At 44.5% G+C, this 18,848-nt stretch carries 3 protein-coding genes; all 3 read right to left on the bottom strand.

The genetic code is table 11. From position 1 onward, the window contains the following. Window positions 1–76: 76 nt before the first annotated feature. Genes BGP78_RS02695 through BGP78_RS02685 form a run of 3 tightly spaced genes read right to left on the bottom strand, consistent with a single transcriptional unit; the run spans window position 77 to window position 18,717 of the window. A complete protein-coding gene (locus BGP78_RS02695; protein ID WP_119859959.1) occupies window positions 77–4,159 on the bottom strand; it encodes an OmpA family protein in 4,083 nt (1,360 codons plus the stop codon). Further along, on the bottom strand, window positions 4,152–10,121 hold the full coding sequence (locus BGP78_RS02690; protein WP_119859958.1) for an SdrD B-like domain-containing protein: 5,970 nt from the start codon (window positions 10,119–10,121) through the stop codon (window positions 4,152–4,154). Before BGP78_RS02690 ends, BGP78_RS02695 begins: the two co-directional genes overlap by 8 nt. After that, window positions 10,078–18,717, bottom strand: a complete 8,640-nt coding sequence (locus tag BGP78_RS02685) for an SdrD B-like domain-containing protein (RefSeq protein ID WP_119859957.1) — start codon at window positions 18,715–18,717, stop codon at window positions 10,078–10,080. The genes BGP78_RS02690 and BGP78_RS02685 overlap by 44 nt, the downstream gene beginning before the upstream one ends. Between the last annotated feature and the right edge of the window lie 131 nt (window positions 18,718–18,848).

Genomic DNA, 18,848 nt, shown 5'->3' with positions numbered 1-18,848 from the left:
ACAGCCGCAGACAATGAAAGTTTTATGTAGCCCAGTAGCACTGCTAACATACCGACTGGGCCAGTGCGTTTATTTGTTAAAATTTACCCGTTAAATTGATAAACCAACCTTTTGAGTCATAATCAAAATCAGTTAAATCATCTGAAAATTCAGTAAAGTTATAACCAATACCCACTTTCATATGCTCTCCCACGTGGCGATGAATGGCTGCAAGTGCGCCGCTGCGCTCGTCTTGTGCGCGTTCTACTGATAAATTACGCCATTCTAACGTCGCGTCCCAGCTATGTGCTAAATGATAATCGGCTCTAAGGACATGCAGCTGGGCAGTAGAGTCAAACCAAGGTCCCGCATCACGCCCTAATCGCACCTCTCCTGTACGCTGAGCAAACTTAGCCCCCACTCGCCAGCGCGAAGTTAATCGGTAATTCACATCAACAGACCAAACGGTACTGCGTTGCTGTGGGGTGTTATCTAAGCCAATGCCATTGAGTTGCTGTGCGGGTGCTAAATCTTCTAAATAGGTCACACTTGCCATGCCTGACCAAGGGCTTACCTCTATCGGACGATAAGCAAACCCTAGCTGAAACTCTGTAAAATCGCTGTTTAAACCGCTATTGTCGCTCTCAACATTGCTCTCGCTTATCGCTGTATCAAGACGTAGCTGCGCACGCCAATCGGGCGACAGTTTCGCAGTAAAGTTATGACGCATTAGCCAGTTTGTACGCTGCTCATCATCGGTGCTATCTTGACGATACTCTAACGCACCTGACCAGCGTAGACCTTGGTGCAAATACCCTAACCCTAACGTGACACTGTCTCGCGCCAATTGACCTTGCTCAAATAAATCTATGTCGCCATTTTCAAAGCCAACCTGCACTTGCCAACGTTCGTTAATGCTATGATCAACGCCATAAGCGTGCGTGATACCCGTTTGACGATCATCTTTTTGGAATTGTTGCTCACCATACACACTGGTTGAATCACTAAAACGATGCCGAGCGCCCGTTACCCATTGACGCTGTTGACGAGAATTGAATAAGTCATCTCCATCAGGGTCTAATTGATAATTGAGATATACATTGCCTGACGCACTGTAAGCATAATCAACCCCAGCAACAGCGGCAAAGCCTTGCTTTCCTTGAGATGTTTCGCCTTTGAGTGTGATCGCTTCAGAAATCTGAACCTCTCCCCCAAAGCCAATTCGATCATTGGCCTTTCGCGTTACTTCTTTATCGAGTGTACCTTGCACAAACCCATACGCTAACCAGTCTGTTTTAGGATTATATTGCAGTTGTAAAGCCACATCAGTGCGCTGACCTTCATCTGCTTGCCCTACCACAAGTGCATTTTCAGATGATATAGCATGTAGCTGCTCACGCTTATCCATACGGATCCCTGCGCTCACTTGCCATTGCTCAGTCAATTCATGTGCAATGTCTAGCTCAGCCGCTTGGCGATGATAACGTGCTTTCACCTTATTTTCGTCAGCTTTAAGTTTAACCTGCGTATCTTCTGTTGCTTGCCAAGTTAATAAAACCCCTGCGGTTTGTGCTTCATCAGCGTTGACTTGACCAAGTCCCGCAAAGCCTTGTTGTAGCTTTTGCCAATACACATTGACCTTGCCATCGTTATTTAACCCTAATTCGTGCCATGTAGAGGCCGCTTCAACACGTACTCCTTGTGCATTCGTTGGCGTGTCAGCAGACTGCGTATTATCAAAACTAAAGCCACCATTAAAAGTGCTTAACGCACTTGCGATACCTTGTGTTTCAGCCGCTTCAACTTTCACATAACTGTGTTCACTGTGCCGATATATCGCATCCAAACCATATAAGTTATCATCATATTCATCGAGCTTTTGCTGACGTACTGTTGCGCCGATTTGCACTTTGCCGTTTAACCATTGGCTAATACGGCCACCATAGGTCAAATTATTCAGCTGCGAAAATCCTGCGCTGTATTCATAATTGGCGATTAAATAGGTGGGGTTATTATCTAAGCTTGCGGCACGAACCAATAAATCATCAAATTCAAATGACGACAAAGGTTTGGTGAGTAATATACGCCCTTGCAAGGCATCAATATCATAGTCTTGCCCAGCCACTAATGCTCGACGTACTAACACTAACCCTGAGATTTTATCTCGTACTTCAACGGCTATTTGCTCAGAGCCAATGACAATATCTTGATGTTGAAGGTAATAAAGCGAGCCTCCAGTGGCCCTATGCGTTTCATAGGCTGGTAAGGTTTCAGCTTCAGCGACAAATAACTCGGCACCCGCGGTACTTTCACCAAACTGTGTTACATCAGCACTCACATACTTTGCCTGTAGACCGTATAAACCACGCTCTACTCGGCTTAACTCTGTATCGCTTATTTGCGTATTAAAGTTACCCCATAAAACCTGATTATCATCTTTGGCAATTTTTAAATATAGCTTACCATTACTGGGCGCATCATCTCGTGTGGTTGAGTCATCACCAAATTCACTCGGATGGGCTTGCTCTTCCAAACGCCTGAATAAGCTTTTTGGATCTTTTTGATGAATGTTCGAAAATAGCGCATTAAGGGGAGCTTCACGGGTGTCTAATCGCGCTGTGACTTGATACTCGTCTTGCCATTTTCCTGTAATGTAGCCAGCCAAACGCCCGTCAGCAAATAACTCACCATCTTTATGTTGAGTTTTATTCAGTAAATCAACCGGTCCATTATGGCTATTTTGTCCAACCGTTAAGTCAGCCATCGCTACATAAAACCAATCACTTTTTGGTAGCGCTAAATCACGGTGGATCAAAGTGCCATTACCATCATCATCCAAAACAGCCACTTCAGCACGATGAAAGCCGGAACGAACTATTTGCTGATGGACAAATTTACGCTCGCGGGTGATCGCCACCACACGACCTAAAAAGAACACATGGTGTTGCTCTGGCACTTGCTCACCATATAACGTCAGCGTGCCTCCTGCTACTTTGATACTTTGCTTTTCTAACTGAGACTTGCCGTAGCTTGTCAGTAAGTAGCCTGTTACTTTTACTGGCGCTACCGCAAATTTCGGCCGAAAGTCGGCGCTATTAAGTATTGTTTCATCAAAACGGCCGCTGTTGTCATATACTCTCAACCGGTACGCTAAGCTCATCCCTAATAAGTTACCAGGTAAACGCCACTTGCCCTCTAAATTATCATTGAGTGACACCTTACTGAGTACCTGCTGATCATCTGGGGCCATAACCAAGACTTCTGCATATTTTATAAAGCTGCTGTAGTTACTGTAACCCTTCAAATGCATCATCAAGGTATTACCCGATTGGGTTAATGCATGTTGAATACTGAGCTTAGGCAGTGCCTCAAGTGGATCGTATTTCAATTGCAGCTGCATTTTTTTAAGCGCCACATCTGCACAGCGCTGTTGATCAGCATTATTGGCGCTATCACCAGACGCAAACGGTTGCCCATCCAGCGTAATGGCCATTGCGGGCTGTGGTAACATGGGGTTGTCACATATCAACTGTCGTTGTGGCCCAGCTTGTATCACTGTTTTGGTTGTGATTTTTTCTTCAACATACACCGCTATTACTTCAACACGGCGATTTCGCGCCATGCCCGCTAAAGTGGCATTACTGGCAACTGGTTCTCGATTTGAACGCCCAACAGTGGTAGTCGCATCACTTTTTAGCCCCAATTGCTGGCGAAAGTAGGCCGCCACAATATCTGCTCGATGCTCTGACAAGCCCTGATTGGTTTTATAAATTTTCTTCGCATTCGGGCTGAGTCGTTGGCTATCGGCATGGCCAATAAAATGGAGCTTTAATTGCTTTTTACCGCGAAGCTGACCAATGATAAAGTCCATTTCTTGTTTTGTTGAACCAGTGAGAAAATGCTTACCTGATACAAAACGAATCGCAGAATCTTTCACATAATTCGCTTCTTTTGCCACTTGCTCAGTGTGTGATTGTTCCACCTCTGTTGCGCTCACTGGCGCTAATGCATGTAACACAAAATGCTTTTGCACCAATTGCTGCTCAGTATTACTGGCAACATCCGGATTACGTGCAGTGTTATTTTCTAAGCTTGCGGCATAAGCCAAATTATTTATATTGCAGCTTAACGCAATCAAAACTGAAACCGATACAGGGTTTAAAGCACTTAATTTAATCATGGGTAACCCCTTTTTTCGCGCTCTGGGGCTGCGAAAATACCGATTCGACAATTTCTTCTTCCACAGTCAAGGTGTGATCCTTATTGCTGTTTTGCCATTGCTCAACAAGCCATTCTTTTAGATGCGCAACACGCTGTTGCGCTATCTCATAACCTTCTTTTTTAGCATCACGGTATGCCAGTCTTATCACCACATCTGTTGATGCAACGGCATTCAGTAGTTGATTTAACTGCGCCCGATAGTTTGCTTTGATCTGTCCATTTTCAAATGCTTCAGCACTTAATTGAATACGTGCCACACGATGAATACTGGCAGCAAAATTAGCTTCCACATTTTTACCTCGCGTAAGACGCACTACTCGAGGGTTTTCTGTCGTCACCCGATACCCTGACGGTAAGCTGCGCGTATCAACTTTAATGATAAAGTTGCTACCACGACTTTGATGTGGCACATCAGCACACGCAAGGTGGTAACGACCATATTGATCGGTGGTGATCCAAAGCCCTTGTGCAGTGGCTAATTTAACGGCTGGTAAGCCGGGTTCTTGGGGATCATGAATGCCATTACGGTTCATATCATCAAATACTTGCCCAGTTAAATCACTACAGTCCATGATTGAATCTGGGATCACACGCACGGTGGCATTAGCTATATTTGAAATGCGCTTGGTATTTAAACCATTAAATTGACCACCACTAAACTCAGCCCATGCTTGGTTTACAAACTTGCCTTCACTCACACCAGCACCAACCACAACCAGTAAATCAATCAACACACTTTGCTGAGGTGACAAGGTGCGCCCATTCCAACGCAACTGACGTCCCATTTGTTGTGGTTCCATGAATTGCCCGTCAATGCGAGCACTTCCTGCGACATACTTAAACCCAGCAGGAAGCTGATCAATAAAATCAACTGGGTTAATGCTTATTTCTGCACGATTATGAATGGCAATGTGATACGGGATCAGCTCACCAATCACCACATCTTGTTTCAGTGCTTTTTTACTCACTTGCACCATACTTTCATCATAAGGATCTAATGGAATATGGTTGTTTACCACATTACCTGATGGCAGTTTTGGCTGGATGAAAAAACGGGTATAGTACTGCGTAGAGTCCATTGAGGCATAGATGCCTTGTGAATCGCTAGGACATGCCAAAGGATCATGTTTTACCGCCGCTAATGTCGGCGCGGTATTTACTTTATGTACCGTCACAGGTAATTCATGAGCACCGACTTTAAGCTGCACATCACATACCGGTAATTGCTTTGACAGGCCGCTGTAATAACCACTTGGTGAAGTCACCTCTAAACGGTATTCTCCAGCGGGCGCTTGTGCAAATAATAAAAATTGATAGAAACCATCATCCCCAGTGGTTTGTTCCACATTCGGCTGCCCCCCCACCAAATGTAAATCAGGATCAAACCCAACTGGACCTATGATCTCAATTTTTGCACCTTGTATTGGCGTACGTGAATTAACATCGTAAATCACCCCCGATGGGTCAACCGGCAGTGACTGTTCTGGCACATGCTCTCCGGCGCTGAGCACAATGTTTAAAATAGTGCCTTTGTCTGTATTGGTATCAGGATCTCCAGATACAGGAATACCGTAAATCACGCCCCCTTGAGGATGACGAAAACGTACTTCGTATACGCCAACCGGTAAACCTTCAAATTGATATTTGCCGTTTTGATCTGACTCAACCACAGCCAAAGGTTCAGAGTCTAATTCGTTAGCTTCACCATTTAATTGATCAGGTAATAACTCAACTAACCAACCAGCTTGGCCGTTACCATCATCATCAGAACGGTTATGGTTGTTGTCTTGCCACACGGCACCACTGATCGCAGCCGGATCCATTAACTGCTCGCCAAAGTTATACGCTGTTGCATCGGTAATATGACGCTCTATGATGATTTCACTGATTTGGTCATCACCAATTCTCAGCGCAACCACTCCCCCAATACTGCCAGCGGCTTCTTTACCATCCTGGGTATTGTCTGGTTGTGTTTCTGTCAACTCAAAGCCATTTTGATCTGACAGGGGTAAATTACGGATCTGATAACGACCATAACGATCTGTGGTTGCGGTACGTGACACACTTTGATTGTTTAAATCAATACCTGAAATATGAATCGCAACATCACTTAAGCCAATTTCTGAACGCTGTTGTTCACCATCATCGTTTAAATCAACATACACCGTACCGGCAATATGACTGCCACGCTCAGCAAAGTTGTACCCAATGCCATGCTCTCCCAGTCCTAGGGTTATATTTAAAAAACCATCATTTTGTACATCGCCGCCAAGAGAACCCACTTGCTCTTTTCCATCCAGCCAAGCTGTTGGATGTGTTTGAATTACCTGATAAACACCTGGGCGTAAATAGTCGAACAAAAAGACCCCTTGTTCATTACTGGTCGAGACTAATTCTACCGCTTCATTATCCGTTGTTACTCCTGACAGTGTCAGGGTAACACCACTAATACCGATAGTTTCACTGTCATCAAGCAGGCCATTTTCATCACTGTCTACCCAAACGGTGCCGCCAATTGACGCCTTTGGTAATTCAGCAAAATCGAAATACGCATAGTTTTTTGTGCCTAACAACGGAGGTGTGGTGATAATATCTTGGCCTTTAGAGTTGGCAACCAATTGTGCCATCGCCATTTCTTGGCCATCCACGTACTGCTCAGGTTGTAGCTGTTCAATCACATACCCTTGTGCTGAGCTCGGGGCTAAATCAGTAAATTGATATTCACCCAATTCATTGGTTCGTGTTTCTTGCTTAACTGCTTCACCGCGATAATCATTCCCTGATAAAGTGATCAACACCTCACTAATGGCAAGCGCTTGATATTCATTTTTATTTAATAGAGCTGGTAGTTTGGCATCATCATCCATATCAACGAATACTCTCCCTTGCAATTCAATTGCATAACGCTCAGTAAAGTTATTGTTGATTAAATTGCTGCCAGGCCATACCTGACCAAGTAAAATCACGTCAGTTTGATCACTTTGGGCAATACGCACCCCATTGACTGCGTCAAAGCTATCAGCATAATTATTAGGCTGAAGCTGACTCAATTGATAACCTTGTTCATCACTTGGCGGCAATGTATTAAATTGGTAAAAACCGCTTTCATCGGTTTGCACTGATGACTCAATAAGCTCATTACTAATGGTGAAGCCGCTTAAAGTCACTGTGACGTTCGAAATACTGCGCTCGGCTGCACTAAGCAGTGAATTATCGTCTGCATCAACAAACACAGAGCCACTCAGTTTGGACAGGGCTAATTCAGCAAATACCAAACTATCAATATCTTGTGATGCGTCGAGTGCAACAATAAACACGTCATTTTCACCGGTTTGAATTTGACCTGCAAAAGACTCAAGCCCGTCATACCAACCACTAGGCTGTACTTGCTTAATGTGATAACCACGCGCATCGCTGGCTGGCAAGCGTTCAAACATAAACTCGCCATTTTCATCGCTGGTCAAATTGCGGCTCACAACCTGTCCGTAGCGTGATGTACCTGTCAGTTTAATCTCAACATTGGCGATACCAAGTTCACCATTCTGTACCAAGCCGTCATGATTCAAATCACTTATCACCACACCACTGATGCTTGAATTAGCCTGTTCTAACTCGGTAAAAAAATAGCCATCTTGCTGAGCACTTTGTGCAACCACAATATTTACAATACGGTCGCTCTCTATGCTTGTTACACCTTGCTTGTAATCAAGGCCATCTAAATAATCCGCTGGTTGAGATTGAAGCAAGCTATAACCTGCAGAGTTCGATGCGTATAACTGCTCAAACTTAAAGTCACCCTCGCTGTTGGTAACGGCCGTTGCTTGGACAGAACGGTCAAATATATCTGCCCCTTGCAAAGTCACAGTTATATTCGCTAACCCACTGTCTGTTGCCTCAAATTGGCCATTTTGTTGTTGGTCAACAAAGACGCGCCCAGTTATTAGCGCATCATTGACAGGTGCTAACTCCGTAAACTCTGCCGTTAATACATTGCTGCCCGTTACACGCAACTGAGCAATAATATCGGTATTGTCACTGTTGCTTATTAAGCTGTCTTGCGCATAATCTTTACCATCAAAGTGATATGCAGGTTGTACTTGGGTAAGTGAATAACCCTGTGCATCAGACGCATAAAGTTGTGTAAATGACGTTCTGCCTTGACTATCTGTTAGCGCACTGAGATTTACATTTTCACCCAGTATATTCTTACCCGATAAAGAGACTTTTGTATTCGCCAAAGCGGAATCTATCGTATCCAACTGCCCATTTTGATTTTGATCTGCAAATACAATGACATTGATAGCACTGTCGTTAGCAGGTAATTGTTCGGTTAAATCAACATGTGTCGTACTTGAAGTGGCAACACTGACTGTAACGACATCGTCAGGGTTGGTTTGTTTGCTATTATTCAGGTAATCTGCACCATCAACATATACATCAGACTGTGTATGAGTAAGTCGGTATCCCGCCGTATTCGCCGCATATAGCTGTGAAAACTCAAACTGACCCTGACTATCTGATGTCGTACTCAATGATACTTCATTATCAAATAAATCTTTGCCAGCCAATTTAATTGCATAGCCAGAAAGCGCTTTATCATTCGTATTCAATTGACCATCTTGCGCAGCATCAACAAAAATAGTACCTGTGATTTTGGCATCATTGGCTGGTAACTGCTCAGTAAAATCTAACCGTATATGTGCTGAGTTCACCAATGCCATGTTATCGACAACATCACTTTTTTGACTATTGCTAATCGCCTTAGATGCTAAGTAGTCGATACCATCATTGTACAAGGCAGGGTGAACCTGTTTTACAGTATACCCTTGGCTATTCGAGGCAAATAAGTTATCAAATGCATAATTCCCCAACTGATCGGTAGTGGTTTTTAAATTCACCTCACGACCTAAAACATCTTGCCCTGAAAGGATCAGTTCAACGCCAGAAATATGTCTATCTAGTGACTGCTCAGTCCCATCTTGCGCGACATCAACATAAACTCGGCCACTGATCTTTGCCTCATTCTTAGGATGCTTTTCAGTAAATAAAACTGCGCCTTTCGCTAACGCAACCTGATGTAATTTAATTCCATCTTGCTCTTTAACCACAGCGCCCGATAGGTAATCTCGCCCATCTAAATAGACATCGACCTTTCCTTGCGACAGCCAATAACCGTCAGGTGAGGGCTGGCGTAACCCTGTAAATACAAACTCACCATTATTATTTGACGTTGTACTTAATTTAATATCAAAGCCAAATTCATCTTTCCCTGACAACTCGAATGTAATATTTGCTAGGCCTTTATCACCGTTACCAAATACTTTGTCTTGATTAACATCTAAAATCACTCGCCCTTCAAGCTGTAAACTTCCAGCATTGGCTTGCTCGGTAAAGAGCACCTTACTTGGTTTACCAATCTTGATGATCTTAACAACGTTTTTACCCGCATAGGTATTCTTTGTACCATCAAGGTAATCTTGGCCGTCTTCGTAACTGGGTGTATCACCTCGTGTCACCACATACCCGTCTGCATCGGGTTGGCGCAGCTTAGTAAAACTAAATGCACCATTGCTATCTGTGTTAGTGGTCAGTGACACTGCGTTGCCAAATTCGTCTTTACCGATCAGCGTGACTGTAAGGCTGGTGATCGCCAGATCTTGTGGTTCTTTAACACCATTTTGATTGCCATCAACAAACACAGCGCCTTCAACACGGGCTTCGCCTGCATTAGGTAGTTCGGTAAAGATCACCTTGCTTGGTTTACCTACCGTAGTGATCTTCACCACATTTTTACCCGCATGAGTATTCTTTATGCCATCAAGGTAATCTTGACCATCTTCATAGCTTGGCGTATCGCTTCGTGTCACCACATACCCATCAGCATTCGGTTGGCGCCAGTGCCGTAAAACTAAATGCACCATTGCTATCTGTGTTAGTGGTCAGTGACACGCCGTTGCCGAATTCATCTTTACCGCTCAGCGTGACAGCAAGGCTTATGATCGCGAGATCTTTACCTTCCTTGATGCCATTTTGATTGCCATCAACAAACACAGCGCCTTCAACACGGGCTTCGCCTGCATTAGGTAGCTCGGTAAAAATCACCTTGCTTGGTTTACCTACTGTAGCTACCTTGACTGCGTTTTTGCCCGCATAGGTGTTCTTTATACCATCAAGATAATCTTGACCGTCTTCATAGCTTGGCGTATCGCCTCGTGTCACCACATACCCATCAGCATTCGGTTGGCGCAGTGCGTCAAATTTGAATGCGCCATTACTATCGGTGTTGGTGGTCAATGACACTGCGTTGCCAAATTCATCTTTACCGCTCAGCGTGACTGCTAGGCTGGTGATCGCCAGATCTTTGCTTTCCTTGATGCCATTTTGATTGCCATCAACAAACACAGCGCCCTCAACACGGGCTTCGCCTGCATTAGGCAGTTCGGTAAAGATCACCTTGCTTGGTTTACCTACTGTAGCTACCTTGACTGCGTTTTTTCCCGCATGGGTATTCTTTATGCCATCAAGGTAATCTTGGCCGTCTTCATAGCTGGGTGTGTCTGCGCGCGTAACAAGGTAACCATCTGAATCGGGTTGGCGCAGCGCGTCAAATTTGAATGCACCATTGCTGTCGGTGTTGGTGTTCAATGACACAGCGTTGCCGAATTCATCTTTACCGCTCAGCGTGACTGCTAGGCTGGTGATCGCCAGATCTTTACCTTCCTTAACACCATTTTGATTGCCATCAACAAACACCGCGCCCTCAACACGGGCTTCGCCTGCATTAGGCAGTTCGGTAAAGATCACCTTGCTTGGTTTACCCACCTTAATGACCTTCACCGCGTTCTTACCCGCATGGGTATTCTTTATGCCATCAAGGTAATCTTGACCGTCTTCGTAACTTGGTGTGTCTGAACGCGTCACCACATACCCGTCTGCATCGGGTTGGCGCAATGCGTCAAATTTGAATGCACCATTGCTGTCGGTATTGGTGCTCAATGACACAGCATTGCCGAACTTATCTTTACCGCTCAGTGTGATTGCAAGATTGGTGATCGCCAGATCTTTACCTTCCTTTACGCCATTTTGATTGCCATCAACAAACACCGCGCCTTCAACACGGGCTTCGCCTACATTAGGCTGTTCGGTAAAGATCACCTTACTTGGTTTACCCACCGTGCTGATCTGAACTGTGTTCTTACCAGCATAGGTATTCTTGATGCCATCAAGATAATCTTGGCCGTCTTCATAACTGGGTGTGTCTGCGCGCGTCACCACATACCCGTCTGCATCGGGTTGGCGCAGCGCGTCAAATTTGAATGCACCATTGCTGTCGGTATTGGTGCTCAATGACACAGCATTGCCGAATTCGTCTTTACCGCTCAGAGTGACGGCAAGGTTGGTGATCGCCAGATCTTTACCTTCCTTAATGCCATTTTGATTGCCATCAACAAACACAGCGCCTTCAACACGGGCTTCGCCTGCATTAGGCAATTCAGTAAAGATCACTTTGCTTGGTTTACCCACCGTGGCTACCTTGACTACATTTTTCCCTGCGTACGTATTTTTCACACTATCAAGGTAATCTTGACCATCTTTATAACTGGGTGTATCTGAGCGTGTCACCACATACCCGTCGGCATCGGGTTGGCGCAGCGCCGCAAAACTAAAAGCGCCATTACTGTCGGTATTGGTGGTCAATGACACAGCATTGCCGAATTCGTCTTTACCCGTCAGTGTGACTACAAGGTTGGTGATCGCCAGATCTTGTGGTTCTTTAACACCATTTTGATTACCATCAACAAACACCGCGCCTTCAACACGGGCTTCACCAACATTAGGTAATTCAGTAAAGATCACCTTGCTTGGTTTACCCACCGTGCTGATCTGAACTGTGTTCTTACCCGCATAGGTATTCTTGATGCCATCAAGGTAATCTTGGCCGTCTTCATAGCTGGGTGTATCGCCTCGTGTCACCACATACCCGTCTGCATCCGGTTGGCGAAGCGTAGTAAAACTAAATACACCATTGCTGTCGGTGTTAGTGGTCAGTGACACGCTGTTGCCGAATTCGTCTTTACCCGTCAGTGTGACTGCAAGGTTGGTGATCGCCAGATCTTGTGATTCCTTTATGCCATTTTGATTACCATCAACAAACACAGCGCCTTCAACACGGGCTTCGCCTGCATTAGGTAGCTCGGTAAAAATCACCTTGCTTGGTTTACCTACTGTAGCTACCTTGACTGCATTTTTGCCCGCATGGGTATTCTTGATGCCATCAAGGTAATCTTGACCATCTTCATAACTGGGTGTGTCTGCGCGCGTCACCACATATCCGTCTGGATCGGGTTGGCGCAGCTTAGTAAAACTAAAGGCACCATTACTATCAGTGTTGGTGCTCAATGACACGCCGTTGCCGAACTCGTCTTTACCGCTCAGCGTGACAGCAAGGTTGGTGATCGCCAGATCTTGTGATTCCTTTATACCATTTTGGTTACCATCAACAAACACAGCGCCTTCAACACGGGCTTCGCCAACATTAGGTAATTCAGTAAAGATCACCTTGCTTGGTTTACCCACCGTGCTGATCTTAACTGTGTTCTTACCTGCGTATGTATTCTTTACACCATCAAGGTAATCTTGACCGTCTTTATAACTGGGTGTGTCTGAGCGTGTCACCACATACCCGTCGGCATCGGGTTGGCGCAGCGCCGTAAAACTAAAGGCACCATTACTATCAGTGTTGGTGCTCAATGACACTGCATTGCCGAATTCATCTTTACCGCTCAGCGTTACCGTTAGGTTGGTGATCGCCAGATCTTGTGATTCTTTAACACCATTTTGATTGCCATCGACAAACACAGCGCCTTCAACACGGGCTTCGCCAGCATTAGGTAGCTCGGTAAAGATCACCTTGCTTGGTTTAACTACTGTAGCTACCTTGACTGCGTTTTTACCCGCATGGGTATTCTTGATGCCATCAAGGTAATCTTGGCCGTCTTCATAGCTGGGTGTGTCTGCGCGTGTCACCACATACCCGTCGGCATCGGGTTTCACTGCAAGGTTGGTGATCGCCAGATCTTTGCTTTCCTTGATGCCATTTTGATTGCCATCGACAAACACAGCGCCTTCAACACGGGCTTCGCCAGCATTAGGTAGCTCGGTAAAGATCACCTTGCTTGGTTTACCTACCGTAGTGATCTTCACCACGTTCTTACCCGCATGGGTATTCTTGATGCCATCAAGGTAATCTTGGCCGTCTTCATAGCTGGGTGTGTCTGCGCGTGTCAACACATACCCGTCGGCATCGGGTTGGCGCAGCGCCGTAAAACTAAAGGCACCATTACTATCAGTGTTGGTGCTCAATGACACGCTGTTGCCGAATTCGTCTTTACCGGTAAGCTTCACTGCAAGGTTGGTGATCGCCAGATCTTGTGATTCTTTAACACCATTTTGATTGCCATCGACAAACACAGCGCCTTCAACACGGGCTTCACCAACATTAGGTAATTCAGTAAAGATCACCTTACTCGGTTTACCTACCGTAGTGATCTTCACCACATTTTTACCCGCATGGGTATTCTTTATGCCATCAAGGTAATCTTGACCGTCTTCATAGCTGGGTGTGTCTGCGCGCGTCACCACATACCCGTCTGCATCGGGTTGGCGCAGCGCGTCAAATTTGAATGCACCATTGCTGTCGGTATTGGTGGTCAATGACACAGCATTGCCGAACTTATCTTTACCGGTAAGCGTTACCGCTAGGTTGGTGATCGCCAGATCTTGTGATTCCTTTACGCCATTTTGATTGCCATCAACAAACACAGAACCTTCAACACTTGCGTCACCTGCAAGTAACGTTTCAGCAAATAAGTTTCCAGACGATGATTGATTTGCAGTAAGCGTAATATTACTGATCACATCACTGTTGTTGCTTCCAGATATAATGCTGTTATTGCGACTATCAAACCCATCTTGATAACCCGATAATTGACTTTGCTTAGACTGTTTTAACTGATAAGTGCCTGCTGATAAATCTTCAAATACAAATTCGCCGCTAGTGCCGGTATTTTTTAACAGCGGGCCAATGTTTTTACCTGTGCTCTCGGTACCACTTAATTCAATAGTGATACCTGAAATCCCTGAGTCTGTTGCCGCTTGCAATACACCATCATTATTCGCATCGAAGAACACCTGCCCAGAAATATTTCCTTTACTCAATGGAAGTGTGAGGTCATCTCGGTTATTGCTAGAATTAACATCAAACCCTTTGGTTTCAATCCATGCATCGTTGTATAAAGTGTTACCGGCAGGCACTGATATTAGTTTAACGGGGATGGTCGCTGTTAAAGATTGCCCTTTTGCGATGGTATCGACAGTACACCTCACCCGGGTTTTCGCACTCGATTCGCCCGATTTAATCGCTTGGTCAGTCACACAACGTCCACCAGCAATTGAAGGTGTGCCAGCCAATTCAAGATCATGGCTTAAATAATCATAAATGATATTATCTGCGGCATCACCAGGACCCGCATTTCCCACATCAAGAAAGTAATTAAAGACGCTGCCCACAGCGACTTTGCTCAGTGAAGCCCGTTTTATTAAAGATAAATCAACAGCAACTCGAATAGAGGTTTGCTCTGCTTCACTATTGTTTGCAGCAATGGGATCATTTTCATTAGAGAAAATACGTGCTGTGGTCGCACTCACTTCACCGGTTGTTTTTGGTCGAGATAACACTTTAAAATAAAGATATCGCGTATAAATATTATCCTCAGAGCCATATCTATTTTCGCGTAATTCAAACTCAGCCAAATCATTCCCTGAGTTTTCAGGTCCTTTACAGGTAATGGTATGAGCAGAAGAAATCACTGTATTTATACTATTACATCGCGCTTGTGCCACCGTACAACCAGTTTTTGCACTCCCATCACATAAAAACTGTAGCTGTTTATCAGCACCTGATGGTGTCATGGTAAAATCGTAACCTACACCACTGGCAACCGATAAGTCGCCGGTATTATCAAATAAATATTCAAGATCAACTTTATACACGAGTACATTATCTAATGAACCCGGAAACGCACGAGGAGCCGGATACCATGCCACAGGATCCGTAACATCGTTATTTTCAATTTTTAAGTTCGCGTTTCGCACATTAACTTGTAATGAACTTAACTGGGTGTTGTTATCCTTATTTATATCATTATCAATATTGGCAGCGGTAATGTTAGAAGTACTGGCTAATATCCAACTTTTTCTGTCATGGTAACTTTTTGGTCGCAGCTTAATCGTGACTGTTTGAACTTCATTCCCACTCAAAGTGCCAATCGAACAACTCAGTACATTACTGGCATTAAAGGTACATATATTCGCTTGTCCTGCCCGCGAGAATACACTACTTATAAATTGAAACGTTCTCCCAGATGGCGGCGTAAAGGTATGCTTTAGCACCACGTCAGTTGCTGTAGTGGCACTCATATTTGACACTTCAAGTGTTAATAGAGCCTCATCGCCACTTAAAATAGGTGCAGTTGCGTAAGAAGCGAGGGTAACACCAACATCAAACTTCGGTACAACCGATACAGATACATTGCTTTTATTATTACTGGTATCTGTATCAACATGAGTGGAAGAACTGACCTCAACGAGGTTATTTAAATTGCCATTGACGGTAACGACGGGTCGACTCACCTGCATGGTTAAAATTAACTTGTCGCCGACTTTAAACTGTTGGCTACTACCTAGCCGACAAGTTATGGTGCTTACGGTATCTTGGTACTGACCCGCATCACTCCTTGCACAACTAAATGTTGCGCCAAGCTGGCTACTGGCGCTCGCTGCAAAGCGAATACCGGTTTCAACGTTGCCCTTTTTTGCCTTAAATGTACCCGCAAAAGTATCTTTAATTAATAACGCACTAAGCCCATCACCAGTGACAGTGTCACCACTGACATTCTCTACCACAATTTGATAACTTAGCTCACTCTGCGCCGCAGATAATTGACTAAGATTGGCTGTTTTAGTGACTTTTAAATCTGCAGACACCGCTGAGCGGATTGTTGCTGACTGCTGAGCACTGCCCGGCAGCCCATTATGATCCGTCACGGTTGCGGTATTCTTCAAATCCCCTAGCTGTTTTGCATTAGTGGTAATGGTAAGCAATGAGGGCGGACTGGCTTTGGTGACTGGGATCCCTTGCCAACTACCAGAGCTCGACTTTTGATACAAACACGTAACTGTCCCCCCAAGCCCCTCTCCTGAATGACTACAATGCCAGTTTTCACCATAACTTCCGGTTGCGACAAAAGACTCTCCACTGGCGAGTACATCAACAACTTTCAATGTGCCTTGTGTGGGTTTATCAGCATCATTAGACACCGTCACTGTGATTGCACTACTAATATTCTCTCCTCGACTAACCAAACTGGTATTGTTTGTAGTCGATGCAAATTTATGCTTAGAAATTGTAAGCGTCATAGGGTTTACAGGCGCGTTACCCCACCCTTCATAGGTTGCAGTTAAATCCGTTGCTAATGCGCTATGCTTCACCACAGCAATATTTCTGGGTCGTTCTGTTGTATAAGGGCTACGAGCCGTGATCACCACTTCAGCATTTGAACTAACACTGATATCCCCTATACATTTCACCTCATCAGGACCTTGTTGTGGACACGTCCAACTATCGCTATTATTACTTTTGATCACAGTCACTGATTCAGCTTTATAGCCATTAAGCAATGTATCAGACACTTCTACACCGACTGCCTTCGCACCGCCTGAGTTGGTTACTTTGATCTTAAATTCAAAGCGTTTCCCCATGTAGTTTTTATTGTCCCATTGCAAATTACTCGACTTAGTGACACTCAGTGCGGGTTGCGCTCCAACCGTTTTAAACACGGCAGAAGCTGCCACCGACTCATTACTACTGTCGTTTGAATCAAAAACAATATTGGCACGATTGGTAACACTGGCATTAGAGACCGACGCCTTTACCTTGGCTACGATCGTGGCACTTATACTATTGTTAGCCGCTAACTGCGCTGTGTTTGGCGTACACACAACCTGACTGCCTGCAGCCTGGTAATTACAATTAAAAGCTGTTGAAGAGTAACTGACAAAATCGACACTATCAGGTAATGCATCAGTCAATGTTTTTACCGTCAAAGTTTGTGCTGAAGCATTGCGTGCAGTTAATAAAAAAGTGAGGGTGTCATTAGCATAATATTCTGATTTTGCTGAACTAATAGACTTAGTCAAGGTCATCTTTGCGGCAGTGCTTTTGACAATTTTGATTTGTGCACTGGCGGTGTTATTCGCTTGATTGCGATCAGTAAGATTCGCCGATATCAACGCACTGTTTGTGTACGTTGCCTCGGTATTAGGTGCTTTAGCAGTAACTTTGAGCGTATCGCTCACTCCTGAGGCAACTGCCGTTTTATCACAGGTGATTTTAGGTTGAGCTCCAGCCATATTAACAGAGCAACTCCAACCACTGGCTTGCGACACTGCCACATCACTGACTCCTGCGGCGAGTGTTAAAACAAATTGTGCAGAAGAAACCGTGTTTGGTCCATTATTCTTCGCCACAATCTGATATTGGTGCGCTTCATTTGGCGTTAACGAAAGAGGCCCCCAATATGAAGGCGTACCATTACTTTTTAACGCTTTCAGTTCTACTGCCACATCAGCATGTTCTTTAACTTGATTGCTTACACTGGCTTGATTATCCGCGCTATTAATTTCTGCCGTTGCACTGCTTACACTGGATGTCGCGGTTACCGTACCACTGCCTAACTGAGATAACTTTGCTTTGATCACCAACGATTGTGATGCACCCACTGCAAGCTTACTTAAGCTACAGGTTAAAGTTTGTGAGCCGCTACATGACCAACCATTACTATTACTCACCGACGCTTCAACCCAAGTTGCATAACTGGGTAGCACATGCTTTACGGCAACGTTCGTTGCCTCATCTGGTCCATTGTTGGCAATGTTTAGGATGTAGGTATAGGTTTCATTAATATAGACTTGTTGAGGCTCTGAGCGTAAAGATACAATTTTTAAGTCAGTACCCGCCACAATAGAGGTATTCTGGGTTTCTGCGTTATTTTGTAATTTGCTAGCATCTTCATTAGACGCCGAAACAGATACCTCGGAAGCAATCGTTTGCGCAGTATCTTTACTGGTCTTTATCGTAAATTGAACACGTTTTCGTTTATCAAGTGCATCAGTACCATCAATACTGGCCCAATTGCACTCGAGACGGCTTTGACCTGCATTAAACTTGCAGACAGCGCTGTCACTCGAAATAAAAGAAGTGGTGGCAGGAATAGGAAAAACCAGTTGAACATTATTAGCAACATCTTGCTCAACGTTTTCAAAGTCGACTTGAAAGCGTATTTGTGCGCCGCGCGGTACCTTAGTATCTAGGTCAATAAAGGTAGATATTTGCAAATCCACCGCAAATACCTGAACACTGACAAGTATCAACCACAATGCACAAAATAATCTCTTCAAGTTAACTACCCCTAGATACTACATATTTTGAACACATTTATGTGTTTCAATTTAAAGTACGAAAAACGGCGTAGATTTTATTGATTACAGGTACTGTAATCCAGTGTAATTTTGCGTTTTTGTGGATATTT

Origin of the sequence: Pseudoalteromonas sp. MSK9-3 (assembly GCF_003590335.1) — a bacterium.
GTDB lineage: Bacteria > Pseudomonadota > Gammaproteobacteria > Enterobacterales > Alteromonadaceae > Pseudoalteromonas.
The sequence above is the reverse complement of the archived record's forward strand: the minus strand, read 5'-3'. Positions and strand labels throughout refer to the sequence as shown.